This is a genomic window from Pseudacidovorax sp. NFM-22 (assembly GCF_021401245.1).
GTDB lineage: Bacteria > Pseudomonadota > Gammaproteobacteria > Burkholderiales > Burkholderiaceae_C > Xenophilus.
Genome location: NZ_JACBFY010000014.1, coordinates 70,598 through 85,272 on the forward strand (window position 1 = coordinate 70,598; position 14,675 = coordinate 85,272).

The following is a 14,675-nucleotide window of genomic DNA, read 5'->3' on the forward strand; positions in this document are numbered from 1 at the left end:
GGCCTGATCCAGATACGCCCGCGCCCTCTGCCTGGATTCACGTGTAGCCAACGGATACACGTCCCTGGCGCCGCCCCGGCTCAAACTTCCGTGGCGAACCCGTTCTGCCGCCAGGCCTCGAACACCGTCACGGCCACCGCGTTCGACAGGTTGAGGCTGCGCTGGCCCGGCCGCATCGGCAGCTTCAACTGCTGCGGCGGGGCGAAGCGCTCCCGCAGTTCGGGCGCCAGTCCGCGGGTCTCGGCCCCGAACACCAGCCAGTCGCCGGGCTGGAAGGCCACGTCGTGCACCAGGCGCGTGCCGCGCGTCGTGAGGGCGAACAGGCGCCCGGGCGCCGGCGCATGCCGCTCGACCAGCGCCTGCCAGCTGGCATGGCGCTCGACGCGGGCGAACTCGTGGTAGTCGAGGCCGGCCCGCCGCAGCAGGCGGTCCTCCATCGAAAAGCCGAGCGGCTCCACCAGATGAAGCTCGCAGCCGGTGTTGGCGGCGAGACGGATCACGTTGCCGGTATTGGGTGGGATCTCGGGCTCGACGAGAACGATGCGGAACATGGGGCGGTCGACCAGGCAGGGAGGGGCGGCGAGCTTAACCGCCGCTGGATGGCCCCGTGCGACGCAGCGATGGTGCGTCCGTCACGCGTCGCCGGGGGCGGGCGTGCGCGCGAGCACCAGGGCCGTCACCTGCGCCGCGCCGGCCTGCCGAAGCACCCGGGCGGCGGCACTCAGCGAAGCGCCAGTGGTCATCACGTCGTCGATCAGCAGCACGGCGCGGCCCTGCAGTCCGTGGGCGCGCGCGGGCTCCACCGCGAAGGCTCCCCGCAGGTTGCGCAGCCGGTCGGCCCGGCTCAGGCCCGACTGCGGCGGTGTGTGGACCGGCCGCAGCAGCACCTGGGCATCGCAGCGGCCCGGCGCCAGCCGGCGTGCCAGTTCCAGGGATTGGTTGAAGCCGCGCTCGCGCAGCCGTTCCTGCGACAGCGGCATGGGCAGCACGAGGTCGGCGGCGTTGATCAGGTCCGCCGCCCGTGGGTGGCGGCGCAGCACGGCCGCCAGCGGCGCCGCCCAGCCGGCTTCGCCCGCGAACTTGAAGCGCGAGACGCAGGCGCTCCAGGGCCAGTCGTAGTCGCAGGCGGCGACGCATTCGTCCAGGGGCGGCGGATCGCGCAGGCAGGCACCGCAGACGGGCTGGCCCGGCGGCACCGCCAATGCGCAGTGCCGGCATCGCGGCACGGGGACGGCGAACTGGTCCAGACAGGCGCGGCAGAGCACCTCGTCCGGCCAGGCCCGGCAGAGGGCGCATTGGCTGGGAAGCAGGCCGAGCAGGGCGCTGAACAGTCGGGCAGCCGGGAGGCGAAGCCGGGTCGGCGCAGAGGTCGGCATCGGCTCAATATACTGGCGCGCCCCTCGCCGACCTCGCCCGCCGCCGTGACGATTCGCACGCGGCGCGCCTCTTGATCGCCATGTCTTCCTCTTCCGCATCCCGGCCGCCCACGATCGACCCGGTGGCCGCCCGCCGCTGGGCGCGGCAGGCGCCCGGCGACGCGGCACCCTGGCTCCACGAGGAAGTGGGCCGGCGGATGGAGGAGCGCCTGCAGTGGATCAAGGCCACGCCGCGGCACTGGGCCGACTGGTCGCCGCTTCGCGGTGGCCTGGAGGTGCATGAGCGGGTGGCGCAGCGCTATCCCCAGGCGGCTGCCTATGTGCAGGAGCCGGAGCCGGCCCTGCATGCCCCCACGACGGCTGCCTTTGCCGCACCCTGGTGGAGCGCGAAGCGCTGGCGGGGCGGCCGGCCGCAACTCTTCGGCGCCTTGCCTGAAGGGGGTGTCGATCTGCTGTGGGCCAACATGGGGCTGCACATGGCGCCGGACCCGGAGGTTCTGATCGCCGAATGGCACCGCCGCGTGGCGACCGACGGTTTTCTGATGTTCTCCGGCCTCGGCCCCGACACGCTGATGGAACTGCGTTCCGCCTATCGGGCTCGCGGCTGGCCGGAGCCAGCCCATGCCTTCACCGACATGCACGACTGGGGCGACATGCTGGTGCATGCCGGTTTTGCCGAGCCGGTCATGGACATGGAGCGCATCGTGCTGACCTGGGGCACGCCCGAGGCGGCGCTGGCCGAATTGCGCACGCTGGGCCGCAACCTGCATCGGGATCGCTTCCCGGCCCTGCGCGGGCGGCGCTGGCGCGCGCAGATGCTCGACCTGCTGGCCGGCCTGGCGTGCGACGAGCACGGCGGGCGCATCGCCCTGACCTTCGAGATCATCTACGGCCATGCCTTCAAGCCGGTTTCGCGGGTGGCGGTCGCCCCGGAAAGCGCCATCGGGCTGAATGACATGCGTCAAATGTTGCGACGCGGCCGGGACGGCGCCTAACTGCTCCGGCGACGCTCGCGAAGGGGCTGTGGGGCAGGGCTTGCCCCGACTGCCGAAACAGGGTGCCACGCTACAATTCTTGAGTGCTTGCGGCCCTGGGACTGGCCTTCGGCTGCAGCGGCACTCCCTCGAAAGAGCCCCTCCCGCCCGTGCCGAATCCCGTGTTTCGCTTCGCCACTGTTTCGGGCCAGAGCATTCACTGGTTCCTGCGGCGCAATTGCTCGATCACACCCAGCCAGCTCGGGTGGGCCTATGCGTCGCTGTGCGTGGTGTCTCTCGGGATCGCCGGTGTCTTCTGGCTGCAGGGCGCCAAGCTCGTGTTGCCATTCGCCTGGCTGGAGCTTGCGGCGGTGGGTCTGGCTTTCATGTTCTATGCCCGGCATGCGACGGACGGCGAGCGCATCGCGCTGCAGGACGGTCGGCTCGTGATCGAGCACGAGCATGGCGGCAGCGTCGAGCGGGCTGAATTTCTTCGGCACCAGGTGCGCGTAGAGCCCCAGGCGAGCGACCGCTCGCTGATCGAGGTGTCCGCGCAGGGGCGTTCGGTCTGTGTGGGGCGCTATGTGCGCCCCGAGCTTCGGGCTGCACTGGCACGGGAGATCCGCAGCGCATTGCGCGAAGCCTAGCTTCGCGCGGCGCTGGTGGATGGTGGAGACGGTGGATTGTTTGAAGGTCTGAAAAAAGTGAACACGATGAAGAGCATTTGGACCGTGCCGGCAAGATGGATGCTGGCGGCCGGCGTGGCGTTCAGTGGCGCCGCGCATGCAGTCGAGGATCTGCCGGGCGGCCCGATGGTGCGCCAGCTCAACCTTCCGGTGGGGGCGACACGCATCTCGGAGGAGCAGCACTTCCTGCACAACGTGCTGTTGCTGCTGTGCTTCGTGATCTTCGTCGGTGTCTTCTCGGTGATGTTCTATTCCATCTGGAAGCACCGGAAGTCCGTGGGCCACAAGGCGGCCAACTTCCATGAATCCGTGGTGGTGGAGGTGGTGTGGACCATCGTCCCCTTCATCATCGTGATCCTGATGGCCCTGCCTGCCACCAAGATCCTGGTGGCGCAGAAGGACACCACCAATGCCGACCTCACGATCAAGGTCACCGGCTACCAGTGGAAGTGGGGCTACGACTACATCAAGGGGGAGGGCGAGGGCCTGTCCTTCATCTCCACGCTCGACAGCTCGCACCGTGCCCTGTCCGACGCTGGTGCCAAGGGCGATGTGCCCGACGACTACCTGCTCAAGGTCGACAACCCGCTGGTGGTGCCCGAGAAGCAGAAGATCCGCATCATCACCACGGCCAACGACGTGATCCACGCCTTTGCGGTGCCGCAGTTCGGCATCAAGCAGGACGCGATTCCCGGCTTCGTGCGCGACACCTGGTTCCGCGCCGAGCGAACTGGCGATTTCTATGGTCAATGCCAGGAATTGTGTGGAAAGGAGCATGCGTACATGCCGATCCACGTCAAGGTTCTGTCCGCTGCCGACTACACCGCCTGGGTCGACACCAAGAAGAAGGAAGCCGCCGCCAAGCAGGACGACCCCAACAAGGTCTGGACGCTGCCCGACATCCTGGCCCGCGGCGAACGCGTGTATGCGGCCAACTGCGCGGCCTGCCACCAGGCCAACGGCAAGGGCGCTGGCCCCATCAAGCCGCTCGACGGCGCAGCCGTGGTGCTCGACGCCGACCACACCAAGCAGATCCATGTGCTGCTGAACGGCCAGAACAACGGCGCCATGCCGTCGTGGAAGCAACTGTCCGACACCGACATCGCGGCAGTCATCTCCTATACCAAGAACAGCTGGTCCAACAAGACGGGCCAACTCGTGCAGCCGGCCGAGGTGCTGGCACAGCGCGGCAAGTGATGCCGGCGCCATTGCAGTCCCTCCGAGAGTCAGCCAAGGAATAACGACATGAGCGCAGTCCTCGACCCGCACGGCCACGCCGCCCACGGTGGCGATGTGCACGACGAACACCACGACCATCCGCACGGCTGGCGCCGCTGGATGTTCGCGACCAACCACAAGGACATCGGCACGCTGTACCTGCTGTTCTCCTTCACCATGCTGATGATCGGCGGCATCCTTGCGCTGCTGATCCGCGCCGAGCTGTTCCAGCCCGGCCTGCAACTGGTGAACCCTGAGCTGTTCAACCAGTTCACCACCATGCACGGCATCATCATGGTGTTTGGCGCCATCATGCCGGCCTTCGTGGGCTTCGCGAACTGGATGATCCCGCTGCAGATCGGTGCCAGCGACATGGCCTTCGCGCGGATGAACAACTTCAGCTTCTGGCTGATGATTCCCGCGGCCCTCATGCTCGTGGGCTCCTTCTTCCTGCCGGGCGGCGCACCGGCAGCGGGCTGGACGCTCTATGCACCGCTCACGCTGCAGATGGGCCCCTCCATGGATGCCGGCATCTTCGCGATGCACATCCTGGGTGCCTCGTCCATCATGGGCTCGATCAACATCATCGTGACCATCCTCAACATGCGCGCCCCGGGCATGACGCTGATGAAGATGCCGATGTTCTGCTGGACCTGGCTGATCACCGCCTACCTGCTGATCGCCGTGATGCCCGTGCTGGCCGGCGCCATCACCATGACGCTGACCGACCGGCACTTCGGCACGCACTTCTTCAACCCCGCCGGTGGCGGCGACCCGGTGATGTACCAGCACATCTTCTGGTTCTTCGGCCACCCCGAGGTCTACATCATGATCCTGCCGGCCTTCGGCATCATCAGCCAGATCGTGCCGGCCTTCGCGCGCAAGAAGTTGTTCGGTTATGCCTCGATGGTGTACGCCACCAGCTCGATCGCCATCCTGTCCTTCATCGTGTGGGCGCATCACATGTTCACCACGGGCATGCCGGTGACGGGCCAGCTGTTCTTCATGTACGCGACCATGCTGATCGCGGTGCCGACGGCCGTGAAGATCTTCAACTGGATCGCGACCATGTGGCAGGGCTCGATGACCTTCGAGACGCCGATGCTGTTCGCCGTGGGCTTCATCTTCGTGTTCACCATGGGCGGCTTCACCGGGCTGATCCTGGCGGTGGCGCCCATCGACATCCAGCTGCAGGACACCTATTACGTGGTGGCCCACTTCCACTACGTGCTGGTGGCCGGCTCGCTCTACGCCATGTTCGCCGGCGTGTACTACTGGCTGCCCAAGTGGACGGGCGTGATGTACGACGAGGCCCGGGGCAAGCTGCACTTCTGGTGGTCGCTGATCTCGTTCAACGTCACCTTCTTCCCGATGCACTTCCTGGGTCTGGCAGGCATGCCGCGTCGCTACGCCGACTATCCGATGCAGTTCGCCGACTTCAACGCCATCGCGTCGGTCGGTGCCTTTGCGTTCGGCCTGGCGCAGGTGTATTTCTTCCTCTTCGTCGTGCTGCCCGCCATGCGTGGCAAGGGCGAGCCTGCGCCCCAGAAGCCCTGGGAAGGCGCCGAAGGCCTGGAGTGGGAAGTGCCGTCGCCAGCGCCATTCCACACCTTCGAGAACCCGCCCCGCCTGGACGCCACCGCGACCAAGGTGATCGGCTGAGCCTGAACACGTGCCCGCACCTGTCATGACGCCCGACCAGAAGAAGAACAACCGCCGCATGGGCCTGACGCTGGCCTCCATCGCGGTTCTGTTCTTCATCGGCTTCATCATCCGCATGGTCTGGCTGGGCCACTGAGGATCCCCCATGGCCCTGCACTTTGCCCGGCGCCTGCGCCGCGAGAACCTCCAGATGGTGGGCAAGCTCGCGATCGTGGTAGCAGGCATGTTCGCCTTCGGCTATGCGCTGGTGCCGCTGTACCGTGCCATCTGCGAGGTCACGGGCATCAACGTGCTGGCGCGCTCTGAACTGGAGGTACCAGGGGGTGCCAAGGGTGGCGCAGCGGCAAGGTTGCCCGGCAACACGCAGGTGGACATGTCGCGCACCATCACGGTCGAGTTCGACGCCAATGCGCACGGGCTGTGGGACTTCGCGCCCGCCCAGCGCTCGATGCAGGTTCATCCTGGCGAACTGCATACGGTGATGTACGAGTTCCAGAACGTCCAGAACCGCCGCATGGCTGCCCAGGCCGTGCCCAGCTACGCGCCGCAGCAGGCCGCGCCGTACTTCAACAAGCTGGAATGCTTCTGCTTCAACCAGTACACGCTGGACGCCGGTGAGAAGAAGCAATGGCCCGTGGCCTTCGTGATCGATCCGCGCATCTCCAAGGACGTGAAGACGATCACCCTGTCGTACACCTTCTTCGAGGTCGGCGGCCGTACGCCGCCCGCGCCCACCGCGGCGGCCGGCAACGGGGAGCCGCGCTCGTGACCGCACCGGAAGAAGGCCGCCCGGTGCCCAAGCCGTCGCTGTGGCGCACCATCAAGGCGGTGGCCTGGGGCTTCTTCGGCGTGCGCAAGCACAGCGAATACCAGGAAGACATTTCGCGCCTGTCACCGCTGCACATCGTGGCCGTGGGCTTCGTCGCGGTGCTGGTGCTCATCGCCGTGCTGCTTGCGCTGGTGAAGTACGCCGTTTCGACCTGAGCCGACATCCGTTCCCCTGCAACCCACAAGACAGAGATCAAGCCTGAGGAGCAACATGAGTTCGACCACCCACGGCACCGCGCCTTACTACTTCGTGCCGGGCCCATCGCGTCATCCGCTGATGGCCGCCATCGGCCTGTTCTTCGTCATCCTTGGGGCCGGGCAGTGGATCAATGACCATGCCTGGGGCGCCTATTCGCTCGCATTCGGCCTGATCTGGTGGTGGGTGGTGCTGTTCCAGTGGTTCCGCGAAGCGGTGGGCGAGAGCGAGGCCGGCAAGTACAGCGCCAAGATCGACCTCTCCTACCGCTGGAGCATGAGCTGGTTCATCTTCTCGGAGGTGATGTTCTTCGGCGCTTTCTTCACCGCCCTGTGGTGGACGCGCACCCACTCGCTGCCGGCCCTGGGCAGCCTGGACAACGCGCTTCTGTGGCCCGACTTCCGGGCCGTGTGGCCCAGCGTGCAGGCCGGCGCCACCGGCTCGCCCGCCGGCATCGTCGAGCCCTTCCAGACCGTGGGACCCTTCTGGCTGCCCACCATCAACACGGCGCTGCTGCTGTCGTCGGGCGTGACACTCACCATCGCCCACCATGCGCTGCGGGCCGGCCACCGTGCCCAGACCATCCGCTTCATGTGGATCACGGTGCTGCTGGGCGTGATCTTCCTGGGCGTTCAGGGCTACGAGTACTACCACCTCTACACCGAACTCAACCTCAAGCTGAGTTCGGGCGCCTACGGCTCCACCTTCTTCATGCTCACCGGCTTCCACGGCCTGCATGTGTTCGTCGGCATGCTGATGCTGCTGTTCATCACGCTGCGCCTGATGAAGGGGCACTTCACGCCGGAGCGCCACTTCGGCTTCGAGGGCGCTGCGTGGTACTGGCACTTCGTGGACGTGGTCTGGCTCGGCCTGTACGTGCTCGTCTATTGGCTTTGACCGACAAGGCTGCCGAAGGGGCCTCGCTATGATCGAGGCCCAGAAAGCACAAAAGCGCCGCAAGGCGCTTTTTTGTTGTCGTCCGCTGAGGACTCAGCGTCCGGCCGGCAAGCCCGTCGGCTGGATGTAGCCGAGCTTCCAGGCGAGCAGCAGGCACAGGAACAAAACCACCGACAACCCGATCCGAACGGTCAGCGCGCGAGCCATGCCACCCGGCCTGGACTTGCCGTCGCGTCCGCCGGTGAGCATGTGGTACAGCGCCCATGCCAGGCTGCCCAGGATGCCCACGAAGCCCAGGGCCACGAGATATTTCATGAGTTCGATTATGTGCGGCCCCGGCCGCGTTCATTGCCATGCGTGACCGGATGCGGGTTTCCTCTTCCTCGTCGCGCGCGCACCCTGCCGTGCGTTTCTGGATCATCACGCTGGCGGCACTCCTGGTTGCCGCAACAGCGGTCGCCCTGGGCCGCTGGCAGCTCTCCCGTGCTGCGCAGAAGGAGGCACTTCAGGCCAGCATCGAGACGCAGCAGGCGTATCCCGCCTTGGCGATGGAGGACTTCCTCGCGGTGGAGCAGCCCACCACCGAGCTCCATCGCAAGGTGCGCTTGCGAGGGCTCTGGCTGCCGACGCAGACGGTCTTCCTCGACAACCGCCAGATGCACGGGCAGCCCGGCTTCTACGTGCTCACGCCCCTCGCGCTGGAGGGCACCACGCAGACGTTGATGGTCCAGCGCGGCTGGGTCCCGCGCAACTTCTCGGACCGCACGCAACTGCCGCCGATCGACACACCCGCCGGCCTGGTGGACATCGAGGCCCGCATCGAACTGCCTCCCGCCAAGCTGCTGCAATTGGGCGCCGATCCGCCCGCCCAGCCCGCGTCGGCCGCCCAGCCCGGAACCGAAAAGCCTGCGGACGTGGCACACGCCCGCATCCGGCAGAATCTGGACCTGGAGACTTTCCGCAACGAGACCGGGCTGCCACTGCGCACCGACTTTTCGCTGCAGCAGGTCGGCCCCGCCTCCGAAGGCCTGCTGCGCGAGTGGCCGGCGCCGGCGCTGGGCATCGAAAAGCACTACGGCTACGCCTTCCAGTGGTTCGGGCTCGCCGCCCTGGTGGTCATCCTCTATGTCTGGTTCCAACTCATCGCGCCCCGCCGTCGCCGCTCTCGCTGACGAGCCCCTGGGCCTGACCGTTCATTCCATGCCCTCGCCGGGCGAGGCGTTGGGCATGGGCGCCGACGCCGGCCGGCAGCGCAAGCGGGGCCGTTGGCAGATGACGCTGGTGCTGCTGTGCTGTGCGGCACCAGTGATCGCCTCCTACTTCACCTATTACGTGATCCGGCCGCAGAGCCGCAGCGTGTTCGGCGAGCTGATCGATCCGCAGCGGCCGCTTCCGCCGATCGACGTCCGCACGGCCGATGGCACCTCGCAGCCGCTCGCCCAGCTCAAGGGCCAGTGGCTGCTGGTGGCGGTGGCTGGCGGCGCGTGCAACGAGCTGTGCGAGCAGCAGCTTTACCTGCAGCGCCAGTTACGCGAGACACTCGGCCGCGAGAAGGACCGCGTGGATCGGGTCTGGCTGGTGTCCGACGATGCGCCCATTCCCCAGCGGCTGAAGGCGGCGCTCGACGGTGCGACGGTGCTGCGCGTGCCTGCAGATTCGCTGGCCGGGTGGCTCGCGCCGGCCTCGGGCGCATCGCTGGGCGAGCACCTGTACGTGGTGGACCCGATGGGCAACTGGATGATGCGCTTTCCCGCCCGCATGGACCTCAAGGGCGCGGCCAAGGCCAAGCGCGACCTCGACCGCCTGCTGCGTGCGTCGAGTTCGTGGGACCAGCCGGGGCGGTGATCGACGTGCAGACGCAGGCCCTCTATGACTTCGAACCCGTCGCGCTGCTTCTGCTGGGCGGTGCGCTGCTGGCGCTCGGCCCGGTGCTGTGGGTGTGGCGACGCAACGCCGGCGCGGGTGCGGCGCGCCGCCTGCATGCGCTCACGGTGCTGACGCTCTTCCTCACCTTCGACCTCACGCTGTTCGGCGCCTTCACGCGCCTCACCGATTCCGGGTTGGGCTGCCCCGACTGGCCGGGTTGCTACGGCAATGCCAGCCCGCTGGGCGCGCGTCATGAGATCGCCATGGCGCAGTCGGCGCAGCCGACGGGCCCCGTCACGCATGCCAAGGCCTGGATCGAGATGGTCCACCGCTACCTGGCCACGGGCGTCGGTGCGCTGATCGTCACGCTGGCACTGGCGACCTGGTGGGCGCGGCGGCAGCAGCGGCTTCACCCGGGCGGTGAGCCGCAGGTTCTCAGTCCCCTGTGGCCGGCGGCCACGCTGGTGTGGGTGTGCCTGCAGGGCGCGTTCGGTGCCTTCACCGTCACGTGGAAGCTGTTCCCGGCCATCGTCACGCTTCACCTGATGGGCGCCATCGTGCTGCTGATGCTGTTGTGCATCCAGGCCGTGCGCTACCAGCAGGCGGCTGCGGCCCGGCGGCCTGCCGTCGTCTCATCGTCGATGCGCGGATGGCTGTGGCTGGGCATGGGCCTGCTGGTCGTGCAGATCGCACTCGGCGGCTGGGTCAGCACCAACTATGCGGTGCTCGCCTGCACCGAATTCCCGAAGTGCCAGGGCAGCTGGTGGCCCGCCATGAATTTCGCCCAGGGCTTTCAGCCCTGGCGCCACCTCGGCATGGATACCGCCGGGGCGCCCATCGAATTCGCCTCGCTCACGGCCATCCACTACACACACCGACTGATGGCCTACGCGGTCTTTGCCGTTCTCATCGTGCTCTTCCTCAAGCTTCGTCATGTTCCCGCATTGCGCACCCAGGCCCGCTGGCTCGGGGGCCTTGCTCTGCTGCAACTGGCCACCGGTCTCGGCAACGTGCTGCTGGGCTGGCCGCTGGCTGCGGCCGTGCTCCACACCGGCGGCGCCGCCGCGCTGGCCACGGTGATGACCTGGGCGCTGTGCGAGAGCCGTGTGCAACTGGGCGGCCTGCCGCAGGCACCGACGCGGCGTCCGGCCTTCGGTCCGCAGGAGGCGCGACCGTGAGCGCGCCGGCCCATCCCGCCCAGCTGCCGGCCACCAGCGTGTGGCGGCAGTTCTACGCGCTCACCAAGCCGCGCGTGGTGCAGCTGATCGTGTTCTGCGCCCTGATCGGCATGGTGCTGGCCGTGCCCGAGGTGCCGACGTTGGCCGAGCTGCTGCGCATGGCCGAGGCCTGCCTTGGCATCTGGCTGGTCGCCGGTGCGGCCGCGGCCTTCAACTGCCTGGTCGAGAAGGGCATCGACGCCCGCATGAAGCGCACGGCCTGGCGGCCGACGGCCCGGGGTGAACTCTCCGACCGGCAGGCGCTTCTGTTCTCTGCAGCGCTCTGTGCGCTCGGCTCGGCCATCCTCTGGTTCGCGGTCAACCCGCTGACGATGTGGCTCACCTTCGCCACCTTCGTGGGCTATGCCGTGGTCTACACCGTGGTGCTCAAGCCGCTCACGCCGCAGAACATCGTGATCGGCGGTGCTTCCGGCGCGATGCCGCCGGTGCTGGGCTGGGCCGCCATGACGGGCAGCGTCGACCCGGAGGCGCTGATCCTGTTCCTCATCATCTTCCTGTGGACGCCGCCGCACTTCTGGGCGCTCGCGCTCTACCGGGTGGAGGACTACCGCCGCGCCGGCCTGCCGATGCTGCCGGTGACGCACGGCAACGAATACACGCGGCTGCAGATCCTGCTCTACACGCTGATCCTGTTCGCGGCCTGCCTGATGCCCTTCATCTACCGCATGAGCGGCTGGCTCTACCTGCTGGCCGCCATTGCGGTGAGCGTTGGCTTCTGCGGCTATGCCTACGCCCTGTGGCGTCGCTATTCCGACCAGCTGGCGCGCAAGACCTTCCGCTTCTCGCTCATCCATCTGAGCGTGCTGTTCGCAGCATTGCTGGTGGACCACTACGTCCTATGACCGACCGATTGCCTCTGCCTTCCTCGACGCTCGCGCATACGTTGCCGGGCCGGCGCCGCGCGCTGCAACTGCTGGGCGCCGGCTGCGCTGCCGTGGCGCTGGGTGCCTGCACTGATCCCAAGCCCAGCTTCCAGGCCGTGGACATCACCGGTGCCGACTATGCCAAGGACTTCCGCCTGACCGACATGAACGGCCGCGAGCGCACCATGGCGGACTTCAAGGGCAAGGCGGTGGTGCTCTTCTTCGGCTACGCGCAGTGTCCCGACGTGTGCCCCACCACCATGAGCGAGATGCTCCAGGTGCGCGAGAAGCTGGGCGCCGATGGCCAGCGCGTGCAGGTGCTCTTCGTCACCGTCGATCCGGAGCGCGACACGGCCGAGGTGATGAAGGCCTACATGACCGCCTTCGACCCCAGCTTTCTGGCGCTGATCCCCACGACGGAGCAACTGCCTGCGCTGGCCAAGGACTTCAAGGTCTACTACAAGAAGGTGGAAGGCAAGACGCCCACCAGCTATTCGATGGACCATTCGGCCGCGAGCTTCGTTTACGACCCGCAAGGCCGGCTGCGTCTGTACGCCCGCTACGGCCTGGGCACCGATGCGATGGCCTCGGACCTCAAGACGCTGCTGGCGTCGAGCTGAGCCAGACCGTGGATGGGTGCGCCATCCGCGCGCAAGGTGGGCCGGATGGCGAACGCCCAATGAAAAACCCGGCCTCGGCCGGGTTTCATTGGTAGCGCACTGCGAAGCTCAGGCGTATTCGGCGAGGGCCTTCTTCATCTTCTTCATCGCCGCCGACTCGATCTGGCGGATGCGCTCGGCCGACACGCCGTAATCGGCCGCCAGCTCATGCAGCGTCATGCCGCCGGAGCCGTCGTCGTTCACCTTGAGCCAGCGCTCTTCCACGATGCGGCGGCTGCGCGGGTCCAGCGTCTCCAGCGCGGTCGCAATGCCGTCGGTGGACAGACGATCGCGCTGACGCGACTCGAGCTGCGCCGTCGGCTCCTGCGTGGCGTCGGCCAGATAGGCGATGGGGCCGAAGGCCTCGTCGTCACCGTCCGAAGGCGTCGGGTCCAGCATCACGTCGCCGCCGGACAGGCGCGTCTCCATCTCCACGACTTCCTCGCGCTTGACGTTCAGGTGCTCGGCCACGAGGCCGATCTCCTCGCTGTTCAGCGTCTCGCGGTGCGTGTCGGCATCGACCGCCTCGGCCTTGAAACCCTGCTTCAGCGACCGCAAGTTGAAGAACAGCTTGCGCTGGGCCTTGGTGGTCGCCACCTTCACCATGCGCCAGTTCTTGAGGATGTACTCGTGAATCTCGGCCTTGATCCAGTGGATCGCGTAGCTCACCAGCCGTACGCCCTGGTCGGGATCGAAGCGGCGGACGGCCTTCATCAGGCCGATGTTGCCTTCCTGGATCAGGTCGCCGTGCGGCAGGCCATAACCCAGGTATTGGCGGGAAATCGAGATCACCAGGCGCAGGTGCGACAGGATCAGCGCACCGGCGGCCTGCAGGTCGCCTTCGTCGCGCAGACGGCGTGCGAAGTTGCGCTCTTCTTCCTGGGAGAGCAGGGGCAGGCGATTAGCCGCCGAGATGTAGGCGTCCAGGTTGCCCAGCGGGGGCACCATCGCCCACGGGTTGGCAACGGCCAGCGACTGCGAAGACACAGCAGACAGGTTGGACATCAGGGTTACTCCTTGTTTGAGGATATTAGCACTCGGGAGGTTGGAGTGCTAACGCCCGGGTGAGTTCCCATCATTCCCGCACAGTCGATAGTTTTTATTGGTAGGACGTGGACGCCGCCGAGGCGCCGGCGTGTCCTGCGCTGGGGTTGAACCCACCTTGGTGGAGTCCATGAACTCCGCTTCGCCCAAGGAGAGCACCGACTGGCTGGGTTGGAGCCTGGCCGGTGGCGCTGCGTTCCCGCCGGGGCGGAACGCAGCGCCTTTCCGGCTCAACCCAGCAGGTTGTGGAGCAGGCCCGACACGGCGCCGACGGGGCTGTTCGCCGCACCTGTGCCCGTACCGCTGGACACCGGCTCCGTGGCGCCCGCGACGGTGCCGACCAAGCTGCCCAGCAGCCCGCCGACCGCGCCGTCACCGGAAAGCAGGCCCCCTGCAGAGCCGGCGAGCCCGCCACCCAGTAGCCCGCTGTCTCCGGCGACGGTATCGAGCACGCCAGCCAGCGCGCCGTTGTCGCCCAGAACGCTGTCCAGCAGGTCATTGGCGCCGGTGGCCCCGCTCAGCGCACCACCGACCGGCCCGTTCCCACCCAGGACGCTGTCCAGCAGATCCCCGCCCGTGACGTTGCCCAGCACGCCGTCGGCGCCTGCGACGGTGTCCAGCAGGCCACCGACGATGCCGTCGTCGCCGAGCAGGCCGCCGATGGCGTCGCCGCCCGTCAGGTTGCCGCTGGCGATACCACCCAGCAGGCCATCGTCGCCCAGCACATTCCCCAGCAGATCGCCCCCCAGGAGCTCGCCGCCGGTCACGCCGCCCAGCAGGCCGCCATCGCCGGCCGCGGTGTCGAGCAGGCCACCCAGGAGATCGCCACCGGTCAGCCCACCCAGCAGACCGTCGCTGCCGAGCACGCCGCCCAGCAGATCGCCGCCGAGCGCACCATCGGTGATGTTCGCCACGCCGTCGGTCACGTAGTCCACCTGCTGCGTCACGCCGGAGAGGACGTCGTGCACGACGTTCGAGCCCAGCAGCCCTTCGGTCAGCGGCGAGACCAGGCCGTCCACCGCGCCGGTGGCGGTACCCACTACGTCATCCACGGGGTCCAGCACGTTCGGATCGTTGGCCGTGAAGCTGTCGCCCAGCAGCGGCGACAGCGCACCGCTGACCGTGCCGCCGACGTTGTCCACCAGGCCGGTGACCGGCGCCAGCGTGT

The 14,675-nt window shown here is 67.5% G+C and carries 17 protein-coding genes and 1 pseudogene; 13 read left to right on the forward strand and 5 right to left on the reverse strand.

Annotated features, from left to right (window positions below; all coding sequences use genetic code 11):
- Positions 1–80 precede the first annotated feature (80 nt).
- Both L0984_RS29585 and L0984_RS29590 read right to left on the reverse strand, forming a co-directional pair.
- On the reverse strand, positions 81–551 hold the full coding sequence (locus L0984_RS29585) for a tRNA (cytidine(34)-2'-O)-methyltransferase (RefSeq protein ID WP_234197988.1): 471 nt from the start codon (positions 549–551) through the stop codon (positions 81–83).
- Between the two features lie 81 nt (positions 552–632).
- Positions 633–1,376 (reverse strand): ComF family protein, encoded by a 744-nt coding sequence (locus tag L0984_RS29590; protein ID WP_234197989.1) that lies wholly within the window; start codon positions 1,374–1,376, stop codon positions 633–635.
- 80 nt (positions 1,377–1,456) lie between these two features.
- Here L0984_RS29590 and L0984_RS29595 point away from each other — a divergent pair, with 80 nt between their 5' ends.
- From L0984_RS29595 to L0984_RS29630, 8 genes are all read left to right on the forward strand, one after another.
- Positions 1,457–2,371 carry a class I SAM-dependent methyltransferase gene (locus L0984_RS29595; RefSeq protein ID WP_234197990.1) on the forward strand — a complete coding sequence of 305 codons (915 nt, stop codon included), beginning with the start codon at positions 1,457–1,459 and terminating at the stop codon, positions 2,369–2,371.
- Between the two features lie 149 nt (positions 2,372–2,520).
- Positions 2,521–2,997 (forward strand): DUF2244 domain-containing protein, encoded by a 477-nt coding sequence (locus tag L0984_RS29600; protein WP_043112312.1) that lies wholly within the window; start codon positions 2,521–2,523, stop codon positions 2,995–2,997.
- Between the two features lie 66 nt (positions 2,998–3,063).
- Positions 3,064–4,233, forward strand: coding sequence for a cytochrome c oxidase subunit II (gene coxB, locus L0984_RS29605; protein ID WP_234197991.1), 1,170 nt, complete (start codon positions 3,064–3,066; stop codon positions 4,231–4,233).
- A 48-nt stretch (positions 4,234–4,281) separates the two neighbouring features.
- Entirely contained in the window at positions 4,282–5,916 is a 1,635-nt protein-coding gene (gene ctaD, locus L0984_RS29610) for a cytochrome c oxidase subunit I (RefSeq protein WP_234197992.1), read from the forward strand.
- 25 nt (positions 5,917–5,941) lie between these two features.
- Positions 5,942–6,052, forward strand: a complete 111-nt coding sequence (locus L0984_RS29615) for a cytochrome oxidase small assembly protein (RefSeq protein WP_017761738.1) — start codon at positions 5,942–5,944, stop codon at positions 6,050–6,052.
- 9 nt (positions 6,053–6,061) lie between these two features.
- Positions 6,062–6,685 carry a cytochrome c oxidase assembly protein gene (locus tag L0984_RS29620; protein WP_234197993.1) on the forward strand — a complete coding sequence of 208 codons (624 nt, stop codon included), beginning with the start codon at positions 6,062–6,064 and terminating at the stop codon, positions 6,683–6,685.
- Positions 6,682–6,900 carry a DUF2970 domain-containing protein gene (locus L0984_RS29625; RefSeq protein ID WP_234197994.1) on the forward strand — a complete coding sequence of 73 codons (219 nt, stop codon included), beginning with the start codon at positions 6,682–6,684 and terminating at the stop codon, positions 6,898–6,900. The genes L0984_RS29620 and L0984_RS29625 overlap by 4 nt, the downstream gene beginning before the upstream one ends.
- Positions 6,901–6,955: 55 nt before the next feature.
- On the forward strand, positions 6,956–7,837 hold the full coding sequence (locus L0984_RS29630; protein WP_017761735.1) for a cytochrome c oxidase subunit 3: 882 nt from the start codon (positions 6,956–6,958) through the stop codon (positions 7,835–7,837).
- A gap of 93 nt (positions 7,838–7,930) precedes the next feature.
- Here the strand turns inward: L0984_RS29630 and L0984_RS29635 are convergent, their stop codons facing one another.
- Positions 7,931–8,152, reverse strand: coding sequence for a twin transmembrane helix small protein (locus L0984_RS29635; RefSeq protein WP_017761734.1), 222 nt, complete (start codon positions 8,150–8,152; stop codon positions 7,931–7,933).
- Between the two features lie 50 nt (positions 8,153–8,202).
- On the opposite strand from L0984_RS29635, the gene L0984_RS29640 reads away from it, so the two are divergent.
- The 5 genes from L0984_RS29640 to L0984_RS29660 are packed head-to-tail and all read left to right on the forward strand — an operon-like array spanning position 8,203 to position 12,424.
- A complete protein-coding gene (locus tag L0984_RS29640) occupies positions 8,203–9,009 on the forward strand; it encodes an SURF1 family protein (RefSeq protein WP_017761733.1) in 807 nt (268 codons plus the stop codon).
- Positions 8,963–9,682: a hypothetical protein gene (locus L0984_RS29645; RefSeq protein WP_234197995.1), complete on the forward strand. Its 720-nt coding sequence runs from the start codon at positions 8,963–8,965 to the stop codon at positions 9,680–9,682. The genes L0984_RS29640 and L0984_RS29645 overlap by 47 nt, the downstream gene beginning before the upstream one ends.
- A gap of 5 nt (positions 9,683–9,687) precedes the next feature.
- Positions 9,688–10,881 (forward strand): COX15/CtaA family protein, encoded by a 1,194-nt coding sequence (locus tag L0984_RS29650; protein ID WP_370646233.1) that lies wholly within the window; start codon positions 9,688–9,690, stop codon positions 10,879–10,881.
- Positions 10,878–11,783, forward strand: coding sequence for a heme o synthase (gene cyoE, locus L0984_RS29655; protein ID WP_234197996.1), 906 nt, complete (start codon positions 10,878–10,880; stop codon positions 11,781–11,783). The genes L0984_RS29650 and cyoE overlap by 4 nt, the downstream gene beginning before the upstream one ends.
- Positions 11,784–11,791: 8 nt before the next feature.
- Entirely contained in the window at positions 11,792–12,424 is a 633-nt protein-coding gene (locus L0984_RS29660) for an SCO family protein (RefSeq protein WP_370646232.1), read from the forward strand.
- Positions 12,425–12,532: 108 nt separating this feature from the next.
- On the opposite strand, the gene rpoH is transcribed toward L0984_RS29660, so the two are convergent.
- Both rpoH and L0984_RS29670 read right to left on the reverse strand, forming a co-directional pair.
- Positions 12,533–13,468: an RNA polymerase sigma factor RpoH gene (gene rpoH / locus L0984_RS29665; protein ID WP_017761728.1), complete on the reverse strand. Its 936-nt coding sequence runs from the start codon at positions 13,466–13,468 to the stop codon at positions 12,533–12,535.
- Between the two features lie 269 nt (positions 13,469–13,737).
- Positions 13,738–14,675: pseudogene (locus L0984_RS29670) on the reverse strand (hypothetical protein); the annotation flags it as partial.